The organism is Thermococcus sp. AM4 (assembly GCF_000151205.2).
GTDB lineage: Archaea > Methanobacteriota_B > Thermococci > Thermococcales > Thermococcaceae > Thermococcus.
In genome coordinates, this window is the sequence record NC_016051.1 from 85301 (window position 1) to 100884 (window position 15584).

Sequence of the window (15584 nt, forward strand, 5' to 3'; positions counted from 1 at the left end):
AAATTTTTAAGCCATTTTTGCCATTTAAATGCGAAAGGTGATGATCATGTGGGAGGACTTCATCAGGGAGAAGGTTGAGGAGATAAGAGAAACCGTCGGCGATGGGAAGGCAATTATAGCGCTCAGCGGTGGTGTTGACAGTTCAACTGCCGCGATACTCGCTCACAAGGCAATAGGGGACAGGCTTCACGCGGTGTTCGTGAACACGGGCTTCATGAGGAAAGGCGAGCCGGAGTTCGTGGTGAAGACCTTCCGCGACGAGTTTGGCCTCAACCTGCACTACGTTGACGCGAGCGAGCGTTTTTTCAAGGCTTTGAAGGGTGTTACCGACCCGGAGGAGAAGAGGAAGATAATAGGGCGCGTTTTCATCGAGGTCTTTGAGGAAATAGCCAAGGAAATCAACGCCGACTTCCTGATTCAGGGAACCATCGCACCAGACTGGATTGAGAGCAGGGGGAAAATCAAGAGCCATCACAACGTCGGAGGCCTGCCGGAGAGGCTCAACCTCAAGCTCATCGAACCGCTCCGCGACCTCTACAAGGACGAGGTTCGGGAGCTGGCGAAGGAGCTCGGATTGCCTGAGAAGATTTACAACAGAATGCCCTTCCCCGGACCGGGGCTGGCCGTTCGCGTCCTTGGGGAGGTCACGCCGGAGAAGATAGCGATAGTCAGGGAAGCCAACGCGATAGTCGAGGAAGAAATCGAGAAAGCCGGCTTGAAACCCTGGCAGGCCTTTGCCGTGCTTTTAGGCGTCAAGACAGTTGGCGTTCAGGGCGACATAAGGGCCTACAAGGAAACGATAGCGGTTAGGGTCGTCGAGAGCCTCGACGGAATGACCGCTAATGCCATGAACGTCCCCTTCGACGTCCTCCAGAGGATAGCGTTCCGCATAACCAGCGAGATTCCTGAGGTCGGAAGGGTTCTCTACGACATCACCAACAAGCCTCCGGCAACGATTGAGTTCGAGTGAAGGCTTATTTACCTTCGTTTCCAACTTTATGCGGTGGGAGCATGGGCGAGATTATTGAGGTGGTTTACGAGAACGGCGTGCTGAAGCCTCTCAAGCCCCTCAAGCTGAAGGAGGGGCAGAAGCTCAGGGTGAGGATTTACCACGAGGACTTCCTTGAGCTGGCAAGGGAGATGAGGAAGAAGGTGACGCCCGAAAAGTTCAGGGAAGACCCGACGGACTATCTCCTTCGCTTAAGGGAGGAGGAAACATGAGGGTCGTAGTTGATACCTCCGTTGTTTTCCACCTGTTTTCCAGCTTCTATCCTGAGAGAGCAGAAGTCGCTGAAAGAATCATAGAGCATGCACAGTTGGGCTCGCTCGAGCTTTACGCTCCCCGCTTGGGGGAAGTTGAGTTCGTTGCTGTTCTCTCAAGGTATTTCGAGCGAGAGCAGGTTGAAAAGGCGCTAACCTACTACAGCGAAATAGTTGCGTGGGTTCCTGAGGAACTGCTCATCGAAGAGCTCCGAGAAGTGGCCTTTCAGACGCATCACAAGGCTTCTGATATCTATTTCATCGCGACCGCCCGTTACCTTGACGCGGGTCTTGTTACGAACGACAGGAAGATGGCCGAGCTGGCCAAGTCCCTCGGTTTGAGGGCTTTTTATCTCGTTGAGGAATCAGATGCCTTCTTCAAACTCCTGGAGGTGGGCTCATGATAATTATAATGGACAACGGGGGCCAATACGTCCACAGGATTTGGAGAACGCTCCGCTATTTGGGAGTTGAAGCGAAGATAATCCCCAACACCACCCCGCTCAAGGAAATCAAGGCAATGGAGCCAAAGGGGATAATCTTCTCCGGCGGGCCAGATATAACCAAAACGGGCAACTGTGAAGCCGTTTTGGAGCACTACGACGAGTTCAACGTCCCAATCCTCGGGATCTGCCTCGGCCACCAGCTCATAGCGAGGCACTTCGGCGGGAAGGTCGGCAGGGGCGAGAAGGCCGAGTACAGTCTTGTTGAGATTGAAATAATCGAGGAAAACGACCTCTTCTCCGGCTTTCCAAGGAAACTGAAGGTGTGGGAGAGCCACATGGACGAGGTGAAGGAGCTCCCGCCGGGCTTCAAACTGCTCGCGAGGAGCGAGACCTGCCCGGTTGAGGCCATGAAGCACGAGAGCCTTCCAATCTACGGCGTCCAGTTCCACCCGGAGGTTTCCCACACCGAGCGCGGGGCCGAGGTTTACAGGAACTTTGCGAGGCTCTGCGGAGAGCTCTAGCTCAGCTAGTCGGTCCTCTCTTCACCTTTCCGCAACGGATTCACTCATCATCGCATCCCATGCTCCTGCGAAAACTTTTTAAGGTTTGCTAATTACTATTTTTGGTGATAGTTTGGGACACACTATCTACTATAAAACCTCGATCCATCGGTGGGAGGATTTCCTGGGTTTCATGCGCAGGATCTGCTGGGGACTTGGGTACGAGCTGGTATCCCTGGGTGAGGCCGTTAGAGTACTTCCCTCCTGTCCCCTGGTCGAGCCCCTCTTCATCCCGCGACGTGGAGAAGGCTTCACAAAGACGAATCTCGTTGAGCCCTGCCACTCGATCTATCTCCTTATCCTTCACTCGGCCTCGTCCTTTGGCTCGGTCTCGGTGTGGGAGGACTGATCCAGGTAAACTTCGAGAACCCTAACCGGGACGGAGCCCTTCAATGTTCTCTCCTCAACCAGTAACTTCACGACCCTTCCGGGCAGGGCGTCGGGAACCGCGGGAACCCAGTACCTGCCGGGCTTTACGTTCGCCGCGAGATCGTCGTTCACGAAGACCCTTATGAGATCCCCTCTGATTTCCTCGACGATCCCATATGTGTACTCCCTTCCGTACCGCTCCTTAAAGTACCATCTGAAGAGCAGGACCACTATCAGAACGCCTATGAGGTAGCCATAGTAGTAGTAAACGCTCGTTGCAAGCTTTCTCAGGAGGAGGTATCCCAGAAACGAAAGAAACGATATCACTGAAATCACGCTGTAAAAGAAGTAGTACGGCTCGGCCTCAACGAAGAAGTTCCAGTTCCTCTTTATCAGGTACCTTACGTAGGCTATCTCTCCGATGAACAGAAGGACAAGGAGGTACGGACTCCGTGAGGTCAGGACTATCAGGAGGGAGAGCAGGAGATACCCAACGAGCACGAGCTGGAGCTTGAGGCTGAGGAGCTCATGAACCGTTACCTCCCTCCTCACGAGCCGCCGTAGGATTCTGAATTCCGGTGGTTTGGACTGGGGGGTCGGGCTTACAAGCTCTCTGATACTGTGAACGGCTTTTCTGGAAAGCCCCTCTACAGCCTCGCCGATTGAGTAAAAAAGATCCAGGGGGGACATTTGATCACCTCACGGACAGGTGTATCCTTCTAATAAATCACATGTTCCTTCCGTGCCGAGGATTTCTTGAGCAGTTTGGGGATCTATGTAAAAGTTCATATCGTTGGATATTCCGATAACTTTATATCCCTCTTTCTTTGGGGCGTTTTTGAAGTAATGGAGCATAAAGTAGTAGTCTGTGCTCGTTTGATTATCTTCAAGCCCTATCCCAAGTGATACCATCAGCGAGACAAGTTTTGGATCATACGTGGTTTGTGGTATCATGAAACTTACCAATCCGATTGGCCTTCTTGAGTAACCCATTTGGTTTTGAATTGTATAGGAGACGTTGACGTATTCATCATGGTTTGTATTTGTCCCTTCCAATCTCTCAAAAAATGACCAGCCGTCTTCTATAGCAAAGTATCTCATTCCCTCAAGGCAATCTTTGAGTGGTTGTATATCATAGACGTGGGCAGTGGAACTTGAGCTTGGAGTGGGCGAGGAGCTTGATGATTGTGGTTTATTTTCGACTGTACTAGAGTATTCCAAAGTGGGGGTATTGGGGGAGTACTTTCTGATTCTCAAGGAGTCTACATAGTAGACGTACCCTCCGTGGATTACCACCCTATCAAATGTGTTGTATGTTGTATCTGAAACACTTACACTGGCATCGGGTACAGCTCCTAGTTCATATCTGTTCCATGTATTTTTATTATAGACTTCAAGTATGAGGTCACTTTGTTTGATTATCATTCTGAAGAAGTACCAATCGTCCTCGGGGGGATTCCAATATTTCCTTGATGAAATTATGGTTGGGATTCCCTTGATTCTCTTATCTATCCAAATGTCATCCTTGCTGTGCCTAATAGATATGGAGTATCCATTAAAGTTGTCATCCTCTAAACCAATTCTGTCAACTGGTCCTCCCTCCCACTTTTTCGGCCGGTATACGTAGCCCTCTAAAATTATGTCACGTCCCATATTTTTGCCTATGAGTTTATACCCTCCATTGGGGTCATTATATTCATCTTTTCTGAGTGAGTATCTACCAGTGTAAGCTACATCACTGGATTGTTGCACACTTCCATGGTTATACTGGTTCCATCCTTTCCAATTTTCAAAATCCTCATAAAAATCAAACACAGTGTAGGGATCGCCTTTAGTCTCCGTACCCTGTGAATCAAAGTATATTTCCAATGTAATCTGAGAGTACTGCGGAATCGTGACTTTTACCCACAGCAAAGCCTGCATTGATTGAGTGTTCCAAGTTTCTACCCAGAAGCTCACGGGATTGCAATTCTGGTCATAGACTGCCAGTATTGGGATGTTATCCCCATCCGCATCTGCTGTGTTGAATAATTTGTTCAAAACGTCTGACGTCAGGTGGGAACTATCCAAATAAATTGGAATCTGAAAATCAGTTAATTGCGGGCCGTTGTTCTTTATTGTTATGTTAAACCTGTACCTTAACGAGGAGCACCAGCCAGAGATTCCTCCAGAACTACCCCCATTATTGGAAGTGGTGTTGAACATAACTACCCCTAAGTCCCCGTCCTTGAGTACGATTGCATCAGTTGTCACGGGGGTTCCACCGATCGTGAAGTTGGTCACACTGAACTCACTGCTCCATATGTGAGTTAAATTATAGTTGAACTCCTGTCCAAACCTGCCGATGTAATATCCACTACCCGTACCTGAAGCGTTTGCAAATGTTATGGGGCGTATTCCAAGCGTTGGAAACGCGAACTTACACGATCTTATTGAGCGATGATACCTTCCTCCTGTTATGGCCGAGAAGAATGGATCTTCAAGATCACGTATGTCCACTGTCGCATATATGTATCCACCGTTTGAGGGTAATGGCCCATCATAAACAACAGTCCTTGATGAGTCCATTATCCTGATCTTTGGAATACGAGCTTTGATAACTACAGTGAATGCATCAAGAAGGGCCACTTCTATGTCCATTGACTTTACGATATCATCAACAGAGGGTGAAATCGTAAATCCCTGTTCATTCAAGAGTTTGCTGACGTTGGATAACCAAGTTTTCATAGTTTGTTTGCCCATTACCCGTAGGGTATCATATCCCTCTGTTGATGGGGAAGTTCCTGTTTTCATGAAATCGCGGATGGTGTTGTTCGCCTTGTACGTTGGGCTTATGAAGTTGCCAGTAACGGCCACGTAATCGACCGCGGCAACAACGGCCCTCTTTCCTGACAGCTCTAACGCCTTCTGGAATTCGAGGTTCAGGAAGTTGATGACGTCATAGGTTCTTTCAAACTGGGTTCTCTCACTCTGAGCTTTGATTATCGAGGAAGATACGTCCTCGTAAGTAGCTAGGAGAAGGAGGAGGGGAATAAGGAGCACAATGACAGCCGAATTAAGAAGGAATCCTCTCCTTTTCATTAACCCTCCCTCCACACGCGCAGGGTTATCTGAATCGGTTTAAAGAGACCCGGTATATTCCCCATTGATGCAAAGTCTATGTTGACCGTTGAGGGAAGCTCCACAAGGATGGGATTGTCTTCGGTTCCATCCCCGCCAAGGTTGTTGAAAAGCCTTACTATAGCGTCATCAACAGCGTAGGTAGTTCTATTCTTCAGGAGATCCTCTGCAGTAACGTCGCAGTATGGGGGATCCCCTGCAGTGATGTAGTGTGGGTTCGAATCCCCAACCCAGTAGTAGGTTATGTTGTACCCCTTGCACCCGTCGCGGATGTATTTGGGAAAGACGTCGCCGTAGCCGGCGTATGCCTGTATCAAGTAAGTGTACGATCCTTGGGAAAATTCCTTTGAAATGTCATAGCTCCCCGTTAGAGATACATCAATGTAATTATCGCCAGATGCGAATGTTGGAATTACAAGTCTCCCAGTGGTATCTCTTGTGGGGTTAGGTATTCCCATGTACCAAATTCTATAGTTTTCATTGAAAATTTCCGTCCATGGAATTTCGCTATTTTTAATCTTAACTTTCATGGTTCCTCCAGAATAACCGGTGTATACATCGAAATACATCAGGGTCCAAACTGGGATCACATTTTTAGGAATATCATATCTCCAAGTTAAACCTGTACAAAGTGTTAATCCCCCAGATGGAGCCGAACATCCAGTGCTTGAAACGATATTATTTTGATTGATTTCTTTGGTTATGTCTATGGTGTAAGGTGTTAAAGTAGCCAACTTGTAAGTGTAATCTATCTTGATAAATGACAAAGTTTTGTCGTAAACTATCTGAACCGGAGGATTAATGGCTTTATCAGTGTAATCATGGGTGTTGCTATTAATGTAGATTTCTACAAAAGCATAGTGTCCAGAGAGTGTGGAGTAATTCAAAACGTTCGCTATGGTACTGTTTGACCATGAGAACACACCATTTGAGTTAGGGGACACCACAGATATCTTTTTATTGTTGATGTAAAGAGTGGCCTTGGCGTCAGAGGGTAAATTCTTTACATGAATACTAACCTCAAAATTTGTGAGGTTTCCCGGAATGAAAACGTGCTTTCCAACGACTATTGGCAGATAGTAGGAGGAGAAGCTATCAAAATACGTTACTTTGGGGTACCTAAATGTGGAAAGCTTGGACGTGGTATAAGTTAAAGTTATAAACTGAAAAACAGGACCTATATTTATATCGTCATAATAGGGTAAATATTCTTTAACTTCAAAGACATGATATCTCTGGCTGCTGTGTCTTTTTATTATGTCGAGCATGTTGCACGAGTTCGAAAGAGAATCATCGACAAGAATTTCTTGTTTCGTAACCTTAACCCATGTGTTTGCTTTATACTGCCCACATGTTACCCCCTCTCCGTCTATGTATAGTTGAACCTTACCTCCAAACATGGGATCAACGTAGGGCCACCATTTTACCTCGATTATGTTAGCATCGTCCGGTAGAAGTTTCTCGTTAGGAACAATCATTTTAACGTCAATTGGAGTGTTGGAGTTGGTATAGTATCCGTATCCCATATATTCCATGCCTGTGTAAATATAGCTTGTTTCCTTGCTACCTAATTTTGTCAGATACGCCCTCGCCATATAGCCCCTAGGCGTTTGGTTGTAGGCGTAACCGCTCATCACCAGCGTCGCCGGGGAAACCTCCGGAACTTTCGAGGGATCCGCACCGACTTTTCTCAGGTAGGGACTTGTGTAATTGTTTATCAGCAGCTCGTAATCGTAGCCCTTAAGCGTGCTGTTCAGGATGTATCCAAGGATTATCTCCGCCTTATGCCTCAGGTCTCTCTTTGGATAAAGGGGCCCCGTTGCCCAGTAGGTTGCCACTATCTCAAGGGGGCTCATATCTGGGCTTACGAGATCGGAATAAAGAACGGCGCTTTTCTCATCTCCCGAAGACCAGTTCTCTATAATATCGGGGGGAACCAAATTGCGTAATGGGACCGTTCTAAGAATCTTGAGGGTATTCTCGGCGGTGTACTTGCTCTCCCCCCTAAGATACGTCCCGTAGACGTTCTGACTCTGATACAGAGACGCAACGATCCCCACTAAAAAGAAAGATATCAGCACAAGTGATAGCAACGCATCCAATGTGAAGACGAATCCCCTCCTCATAGTTTCATCACCTCTCCCACATTTTGAGATCAATCTCCATGACCGAATACCTACGGTCGAGAACCGCGTTGAGGTTGCTCTCGTCCTCTACCCTTACCCAGGAGAATCCATCAACGCTGTAAACCCACAGCGCGAACTGGATGGGGGGATTCACATCTGCGATCAAACAATCAATCGGGATTTCAATAACGCCGCCTCCTCTGAAGGCTACCCTGCATACGCTTGGATATTCCGCGTATATTTCGCCGCTTTCGTTAACTAGGAACTGTTTGCTGACAACCTTTATCCTCTCTCCGTCTCTGACTATATAGACCGCAGTGATCCCGCTTTTCACTGATGAAAACGCAGATACTAGCAGAAGGTTTCCATCCCCTGTGGGGGGTAAGATTATTCTTAAATTGCCCTGAATGCGATCGGTTATAGTACCGTCGTACAGTCTCAAAGGAAGTTCCTGATCGGGTGTCACTGTGTACGAACGGTTATAAATCCGTATCGAAGCTGTGACGATTCTCTTTGTGGTTTCAACCCATGATGCGTTTTTCATGGAGTTCTCCGCGATGGTCTCCGTTGCAATCTTTTCATTCACTATTATTATATCTCCTATGGAGGCAAAATCCGCTGGGTAGAAAATCTGAGAGAGGGAACTAGGGGAGGAGTTTATCTCGATTGTAGGTTCTCCCGATGCCGCTATGCACGGGGGCAACTTTATAGGTGGCATCTGAGCGTCAAAACTTGGTTTTGTTGCCCCTGATGGAATCGAATGAGATAGGTTTCCTCCAATTGAATAAAACCTATCGGGATTGCTGTTATCGGGTATAATTATTGAGCCTGTTACGTACAAGTTGCCATCAACCTGAAGTTGTCCACTCCAAGTTATAGTTATGCTTCCTTCAACATAGAGATCGCCGTGGACTATCATTTTCCCGTTGTTTATGTTCAAGTTTCCAACAATGTACGCGTCTCCATTGACTTCGAGAGTTTTCCCTTCATCTATAGTGAGCCCGTTCCCTACGTAGAGTTCACCAACTGTTGTGTCTCCTATCACCCTCATGCTATCCCCTACGTACATTAGTCTGTTTACGTTGACAGTTCCTCCGGGGAACATGTCATAGCTACCTTTCACGTAAAAGTCTCCGTTCAAAGTAAGTCCCTGTGTCCCAATTTTAGCATCACTGAACACGTATATTGAATCCTCAACCGAAACTGAGGATCCACCTTCCAGAGTGAGTTTTCCCCGTGAGTACAGGTTCCCCGATACGTAAAGGTGTCCACTATCATGGACATATGTTTGCCCACCAACGTAGAGGCTTCCATCAACGGTGTAGTAGCCGCTACGCTGAATCTCTAGGTCGCCTCCTATGTATGCGTTGCCGTGAGATGTGGCATAACCGCTATTGCCAATATTAGTGTCGCCTGTTACATACCATTCTCCTGCGGTAACGTGACCGTCGCTTCCAACCGTTAGACTCCCGTTTACTCCAAAGTAATCTCCGATGTTTAGATAAAACTTGCTACCTACGAAGGTATCTGATAGAACACAAACGAAGTACTGGTTCGAGTAATTATTCAACCACCATGGGGGTGGATTTAGGGGCTGATATCCCGAGAATTCGAATTCTCCATTTTCACATTTTACCGTTACAGGGCTGTCCGTTGGAAGACCTGCAGGGGAACAAGCGGGAACGTAACTGGGAGTCCCTGGATTTGTAACTACCTCAACATTGGGAGGTTTCGATAACGTTCCCTTGACTCTGAACGAAAGCCACGAATTCTTTCCTCCAGTGAGGTTTATAAGGGACGAAAACACACTTTCTGAGTTCCTTTCGTGGAGAAGGGCCATGACCTTGTTGTACGACAGGAAGTTCCCAGTTTTTTCAGCCAGTCCAACAACTACTACTCTGCCTGGATTTTTATCCCAGTCCACCGGATCACCCGGACTTCTCGTGAGGACGTTGAGCATGTTGTCAGCTACGTTCGACCTCTCGTACCAGCCGATCATCGATGTTATCTCGCCCTTTAACATGGTGGACGTGTTTATAACCGCGGCGAACACGAACATCATGATTATCAGCGACAGCATCGCGTCGAGGGATAACAGCTGGGCCCTCCTCATGCTCTCACCGCCTTCACGGTTATGCTCATGGTTTTACCCCCGTAGGTAAGGGCCCCTCCCACCAGAGAGAATCCCTCCGATTCAAGCCGGTTTTTAATGAACTCCGAGACCGCGCTCTCAACATCTGCCGCGCTCAGCGGTCCGGAGTAGATCACGGTAACGTTGAGGCTTATAGAGTCGCCCGTCGAGGAGACAATGAAAGTTCTCTCAACCCGGCACTGAATCGACGAGTAGTTGACCTCTTCTATCAGCGTGTTGAGGGGGGAATAAGCCGGATCCTCGACCTCGACGCCGGTTCCGAGGTATGAGCAGGCGTTGTCGGCCGCGTTCTTGACGTGCATCAGGACAACCGTGTCGGTGTTGGTGTTCATGTACCCCGGAAGAATTATGGCCGCGCCGATGAGGATGATCCCCGCTATGAACAGGACCTCAAGGGCCGTCTGGCCTTTAGCCCTGAAGGGTGACATAGATCTCACCCCCCACGCTCCGGGCGGTCACGTTGAAGGCCCTCTGGCCTGGCCCTAAGGTTATTGAGCTCGTTGTGTATAGCGGAACCTGCAACCTCTGCGCGACTTTGAAGGTCTTGCTCCCGAGCGTTGCCGTTATCTCAACCCTGTTGGTCGTCGAGTTCAGGGTTATGGTTATGCTGTCTCCGGTTTTGAGCTCAAATGGGAGCTCCTTCCTCACCGTGAAGCCGTCGCCGGCCGCGTAGACCTGGGCGACTGTATCCCTCAGATCAACCGCGAGGATCTTCAGCTTGGCCGCGCTGTCGAAGGTTCTGGCGTTTGCAGTTTCTCCCGATGCAACGGAGACAATACCGGCTACCGTGACGGTTATGAGCATTATTGCAATGAGGAAATCAAAGGTTATCTGGGCCGGCCTCATCTCACCCACCGGGGTTTATGTTTATCCTGAGCTCTCCGGACGTCGAGTTGAACGCCCACGAGTTCGGAAGGTCAGGATTCCACTCCACCACAACCTTGATGACAGGGGGAATTGTTGAGGGGTTCAGCCTGAGGCCGTAGACGGTCGTTGCCCCGGTGCCAAAATCAACGCTGGCACTCGATCCGCCCCAGACCGTTGAGTTCCACATGAGATCCCTCTGGTAGAGCGCCCTCGTCCAGAAGGCGTTCTTGTCCCCACCGGTCAGGACTACGTTCGTTGTTCCCGTGCCGTTGATGACGATCACGTACGTTCCGTTTCCGTCGGTGAGGTGCTGGCCGTACGTTACGAAGACAACTGGATCGGTGACGCCCCACACCTTTTCCAGGTAATACGGCTTCCTGAGGTAGACGAGCTTCACGTAAACGGTCGTCTTGGAGCCCGGGCCCTGGGAGTACGCCTGGCTTATGGCCCCCGAGATGGTGTTGGCGAGTTCCTTTTCCTCGAGGGCGATCTGTACACTCAGGGTTTCGATCGACTGGGAACCCTGCTGGAACGTCGTGTTTCTGACGGAGTAGGCTAACAGGATGAGCAGGATTGCGAAGACGAACAGGAATTCGAGGGAAACCTGACCCTTCTTGCCCATAGTCCTCACTCTTAGTATGTTATGGATTTTGCCTATTTAACGCTTGCCCAACAAAAATGAGGGATCATTCCACATCATTGAGGGGTTCGGCCACGGCAAAGGACTCCCTGCCGATTTTAATCCGCCTAACGCCGAAATAATCATCGTTGAACAGCTTGAACCTGTACCTCTCTGGCTCGAGGTTGTACCTGCTCAGAAGGGCCCTCATCTCGTCGATGAAGAACTGGGTCAGCTGGTGGTATATCAGGTCGCTCTTCTCCCCCGCACGGTCAAGGACCCAGACAACTAAGGGCAGTATCGCCAGTCCGGGAATGGCAAAGTACCACGAGAGGAACGCCCCGGCCGCTATTGAGAGGACGACTCCAATTCCTATGAGTGACAGGAGGAAGTACTTGGCCTTTCTGACGTCCTTCAGCTCCTCGACCTTGGCCTCCCATATGTCCAAGAGGGCCGGGTTGTAGAAATCGAAGGCGGTGTGCCTCTTTCCCTTCCTGATGCGCTCCCTTATCAGGTTGTCCCAATCGTCGTGGTAGTAGACGAAGAAGCCCCTCTTCTGGGCCCGTTCGGCGTCTATCGACGAGATTATCCGCCTTATGTCCTCGGCGCTCTCGTGGGCTATGTGGGAGTACACCTCCCTTTCGTCGAGCTCCAGCGCAACCTCCACTGAGTCCCTTATCTCCTCAGTCGGCATCCTCACCACCGGGGTAGAGGTCATCGAAGTCCGGAAGACCGGAGAGGAGCTCCTTCTTCTTCTCCTCGGCTTCCTTCTTTGCCCTCATGAAGGAGCTCGCGTACTCCTTGGCGGTTCTGATGATGCGCTCAATGCTCTCGCTGTCGTAGATACCGCTGAGCAGGGTTACGACCTCAACCTCTCTCGTCCTCGGGTCCGGGTAAAAGCCCCTGAATATCTGCTTCCCCTTGATCCTGTCGGTGAGCTCGTCAAGGGCCTCGAAGATCTCCTTCGCCTTGAGAACCTCCGGCGGGCCGTGAACGGCAACGAGGCCGTAGAGGGCCGACTCGACGTTGGCCTCTAAGTAAAGCCCCTCGCTCTCGAACGACCGGACTATGAGCTTTGAGAGGCTCTTGAGCTGATCGGCTCTCGCTTTGGCGTAGCCAACCGTCGCGAAGCTCCCAAAGGCTTTGAGGACGAACTTCAGGTCGCTCGCGTCGAGCGTCTGCTCCCCGGGAACGTCGATCAGGGCGAGAAGGGACGCTATCCTCTCCACGATCGTGTAGTTTATCCTCTCGTAGGCCTGGGAGATGTCCAGATCGCCTTCTTTGAGCTTGTTGTTGTCTATCGCTATTATCGAATCGGCCACCTTGGAGAGCTTGTCTATGGTTATCGCCGCGTTGATCGTCGGTCTTATCCCCTCCTCCCTGAGGGGGAGCGCACCGATGGCAACGACGAGAGAATCCGGGTACTCTTCCGTGAGGGCCTCGGCAAGGACCGGCGTTCCGCCGGCACCGGTTCCGCCGCCGAAGCCGAAGGTCAGGAAAAAGATGTCAACGTCCTCGTAGCCGACCATCGAGGAGATCTTCCTCATGACCATTGGGAGGTCCCTCTTCATGGCCTCCCTGCCGAGAACCGGGTTCGCGTTGACGCCCTTTCCTCCCGTCAGGCTCTCCCCGATGAGGATCCTCCTGTCCGGGGGAATGTGCTTGAGGTAGTCGAGATCTCCCCGGGACGTGTTTATAGCTAAAGCCTCAAAATCGACGAGGGAAAAGAGGTCGGCTATCTTGGTTCCGCACTGGCCGACCCCTATGATTATAGCCCTCACGCTCTCACCTCATCCCACCGTCTCGGCGGTTACCTCGTTGAGCTCTATCTTTCCATCCCCGTTCCTGTCCTCGTAGTGGATCACTACAGCTGGCCCCTGCATGTACTTGACGTAGCCTATCTTGAACACGAGCTTCGCGATCTCCGAGGAGTCCTCGTCGTACAGGACGAAGAGTATAACGCCCTTAGCGGTTCTTCCCGGGATCAGGAGGACCGTGTTCTGGCGCGGGTAGGTGGAGTTGTTGAGCTCCACGGTGTTTCCTGCCACGTCCAGGGCTATGTAGCGGTTGTAGCGGGAGACGTTCACGTCGCTAAATCCGGCGAGCACTATGGCGTTGCCCTCTTCGATCAGCGAGAGGGGTCCGAGATCGAAGCGGTAGCCGAAGGTTTCGCGGAGGTAGTTCAGTATCTCCTTGGCGTCCCCAATCCTGTCCTCTGAACAGAGCACGTTGAAGGTCGACGTCTCAAGGGCGTTCCTGACGTCCGAGAGATCAACCATCGGCATCTTGTTGAAGCTTGAGAGGTATATCACCGCGAAGGCCGTCTCCAGGGTATCGTTGGCGATCAATCCTGAATCCCTGGCCTTCTTCACGAAGTCGAGCGTCTGCTGGCTGTAGTCAAAGCCGTAGTGCAGGAGGAGAAGGGTTGCCTCGACGGTCAAATCCACGCGGGGCCTGCCCATGAGTTCCGTCCCGTTGATGTCGGTGTACTCCTTCGCGTAGGGCCAGCCGCCATCGACCCTCTGGGATATGAGCCAGTTTAGATGGCTCTCAACCTCGGGTTTGGTCGCTATTGGCTCCAGCGCCTTCAGAACGGTAAGCGTGTCGAGGACGTTCACGTCGAGCATGAAGGGATATATCCCGCTCTGGTAGTAGAGGCCCCATCCCGTTGAGCTTATCGAGAGGAGCCAGTTCTTGGCGGCAACTACGTCGGGATCGGATTTATTGACGCCAAGGGCCAGTAGAGCGCTCAGGGCCATTGCCGTCTCGGCCGGCTGGGGACCGAGGTCCTTGATCCCCCACTTCCCGGTGTCCATCCTGATGGACTTTATCACCTCTATCGCGTGCTCCCTCTCGCTCTCGTTGAGCCTGTTGAAGTGCAGGAGCGTCATCAGGGCGTAGTAATACCCAACCGTGAGCCTGCTCTCGTTCAGAACAACGCGTTCGTCTTCTTTAAACCTCTTCTCGGTCCAGTTCAGGGCTTTTTCAACCACATCCGGAGCAGGATAGCAGGCCTCGACGGCGAGGAGGGCGTAATAGGTTGCCTTTTCGTTGGACGGTGAGCCGCGGTAGATTCCCCATCCACCGTCCGGGTTCTGGTAGGAGATAAGCTGGTCGCAGGGCATCTCGTTGGGGTTGACCCTAACCTCCCTTATTGGGGGCACGAGCTTGGAAACGGCAAGGAGCGCGTAGGCGGTCGGCGTTACGGTGTCGGTTACCGAGATCGGGTACTTTGGCGTGTCCGCCCAGAAAACCATGTTTGCCCCGGTGTGCTTTATCTGATCGAGCCTCGCTATCGTCGCCACGACCTCGAAGGTCGGCTCGGAGTAAAGGGTCAGGGCGTAGGTCAGGAGCGCCCTCTGGGTCGGCGAAAGCTCTTCCCCGTTGAGGATCCCTATGAGCTCGCTTACCTCGGACCTGTCAACGGGCTCTCCCACTGCCTTGAAGGCTATGAGCCTGAGACCGAGGGCGGTGTAGTCGTCGATGTACCTCGGCAGGTCACCGAGGGATGAAATCGCGGACGAAACCACGGGGCTGGACGAGTTGTAGCCGTTCTCCCCCAGGGCCCAGAGTGCAAGAACCGTCGGGTAGAACATGGGTGTGCTGTCCGGGATGTAGCCCCAGGCGTTGCCCGTCTTGGAGTTCAGCAGGAAGTTAATTCCCCTCTTACGGGCGTCGTCTACCGTGAAGAGGTCGTCGGTTCCCTCAAAAAACTTCTCCGCCTTTGAGAGGGCTATCAGGGCGTAGGAGGTATCGAGGACGTTGCTCACGCTCTCCGGGAAGTAGCCCCATCCACCGTCCGGGTTCTGATAGGAGAGCAGTTCCCTCGTGAACTCCCTGATCTTCGGCGTCAGATCCTCGTTTACCTTGCCGCTCGCCTCGGCGAGGGCCACTATTGTCAAGCTTAGAGTTCTTACCTGCCCGCTGCTGTCTCCAAACTTCTTGAGAAAGTTCACGGACCCTTCCGTCATGGAAAGGGCCGCGGTGAGGGGGGCGAAGACGATCACACCGATGAGAATCAGGGGAATAATTTTCAGGGCCCACCGTTTCATCATAGTCCACACC

Annotated in this window: 15 protein-coding genes; 5 read left to right on the forward strand and 10 right to left on the reverse strand. The window is 51.1% G+C overall.

Annotated elements, in window-relative coordinates; translation table 11 throughout:
• Window positions 1-46 precede the first annotated feature (46 nt).
• The 5 genes from guaA to TAM4_RS11560 all read left to right on the forward strand — a co-directional run bounded on the left by guaA (window position 47) and on the right by TAM4_RS11560 (window position 2615).
• Window positions 47-970, forward strand: coding sequence for a glutamine-hydrolyzing GMP synthase (guaA, locus tag TAM4_RS00480; protein ID WP_014121271.1), 924 nt, complete (start codon window positions 47-49; stop codon window positions 968-970).
• A 41-nt stretch (window positions 971-1011) separates the two neighbouring features.
• Window positions 1012-1221, forward strand: a complete 210-nt coding sequence (locus TAM4_RS00485) for an antitoxin AF2212-like protein (protein WP_014121272.1) — start codon at window positions 1012-1014, stop codon at window positions 1219-1221.
• Window positions 1218-1664: a type II toxin-antitoxin system VapC family toxin gene (locus TAM4_RS00490; RefSeq protein WP_014121273.1), complete on the forward strand. Its 447-nt coding sequence runs from the start codon at window positions 1218-1220 to the stop codon at window positions 1662-1664. Before TAM4_RS00485 ends, TAM4_RS00490 begins: the two co-directional genes overlap by 4 nt.
• Window positions 1661-2227: a GMP synthase subunit A gene (locus TAM4_RS00495; protein WP_014121274.1), complete on the forward strand. Its 567-nt coding sequence runs from the start codon at window positions 1661-1663 to the stop codon at window positions 2225-2227. Before TAM4_RS00490 ends, TAM4_RS00495 begins: the two co-directional genes overlap by 4 nt.
• A 172-nt stretch (window positions 2228-2399) precedes the next feature.
• Window positions 2400-2615, forward strand: a complete 216-nt coding sequence (locus tag TAM4_RS11560; RefSeq protein WP_237702102.1) for a TonB-dependent receptor — start codon at window positions 2400-2402, stop codon at window positions 2613-2615.
• Here TAM4_RS11560 and TAM4_RS00505 read toward each other — a convergent pair.
• The 10 genes from TAM4_RS00505 to TAM4_RS00550 all read right to left on the reverse strand — a co-directional run bounded on the left by TAM4_RS00505 (window position 2570) and on the right by TAM4_RS00550 (window position 15574).
• Complete coding sequence (locus TAM4_RS00505; RefSeq protein ID WP_014121275.1) at window positions 2570-3325, reverse strand: DUF2101 family protein; 756 nt, start codon at window positions 3323-3325, stop codon at window positions 2570-2572. The genes TAM4_RS11560 and TAM4_RS00505 overlap by 46 nt on opposite strands.
• Window positions 3326-3334: 9 nt before the next feature.
• The gene (locus tag TAM4_RS00510) at window positions 3335-5716 is read right to left on the reverse strand and encodes a DUF2341 domain-containing protein (protein ID WP_014121276.1); all 2382 of its coding nucleotides are present in this window, start codon (window positions 5714-5716) and stop codon (window positions 3335-3337) included.
• Window positions 5716-7881, reverse strand: coding sequence for a hypothetical protein (locus tag TAM4_RS00515; RefSeq protein WP_014121277.1), 2166 nt, complete (start codon window positions 7879-7881; stop codon window positions 5716-5718). The genes TAM4_RS00510 and TAM4_RS00515 overlap by 1 nt, the downstream gene beginning before the upstream one ends.
• 7 nt (window positions 7882-7888) lie before the next feature.
• Entirely contained in the window at window positions 7889-9994 is a 2106-nt protein-coding gene (locus TAM4_RS00520) for a hypothetical protein (RefSeq protein ID WP_014121278.1), read from the reverse strand.
• The gene (locus TAM4_RS00525; protein WP_014121279.1) at window positions 9991-10461 is read right to left on the reverse strand and encodes a hypothetical protein; all 471 of its coding nucleotides are present in this window, start codon (window positions 10459-10461) and stop codon (window positions 9991-9993) included. The genes TAM4_RS00520 and TAM4_RS00525 overlap by 4 nt, the downstream gene beginning before the upstream one ends.
• Window positions 10442-10879: a hypothetical protein gene (locus TAM4_RS00530; protein WP_014121280.1), complete on the reverse strand. Its 438-nt coding sequence runs from the start codon at window positions 10877-10879 to the stop codon at window positions 10442-10444. The genes TAM4_RS00525 and TAM4_RS00530 overlap by 20 nt, the downstream gene beginning before the upstream one ends.
• 1 nt (window position 10880) lies before the next feature.
• Window positions 10881-11522 carry a class III signal peptide-containing protein gene (locus TAM4_RS00535; protein WP_014121281.1) on the reverse strand — a complete coding sequence of 214 codons (642 nt, stop codon included), beginning with the start codon at window positions 11520-11522 and terminating at the stop codon, window positions 10881-10883.
• A 64-nt stretch (window positions 11523-11586) separates the two neighbouring features.
• Window positions 11587-12213, reverse strand: coding sequence for a hypothetical protein (locus TAM4_RS00540; protein ID WP_014121282.1), 627 nt, complete (start codon window positions 12211-12213; stop codon window positions 11587-11589).
• A complete protein-coding gene (locus tag TAM4_RS00545) occupies window positions 12203-13300 on the reverse strand; it encodes a hypothetical protein (RefSeq protein WP_014121283.1) in 1098 nt (365 codons plus the stop codon). The genes TAM4_RS00540 and TAM4_RS00545 overlap by 11 nt, the downstream gene beginning before the upstream one ends.
• Window positions 13301-13309: 9 nt before the next feature.
• Window positions 13310-15574, reverse strand: coding sequence for a prenyltransferase/squalene oxidase repeat-containing protein (locus tag TAM4_RS00550; RefSeq protein ID WP_014121284.1), 2265 nt, complete (start codon window positions 15572-15574; stop codon window positions 13310-13312).
• Window positions 15575-15584: the final 10 nt, after the last annotated feature.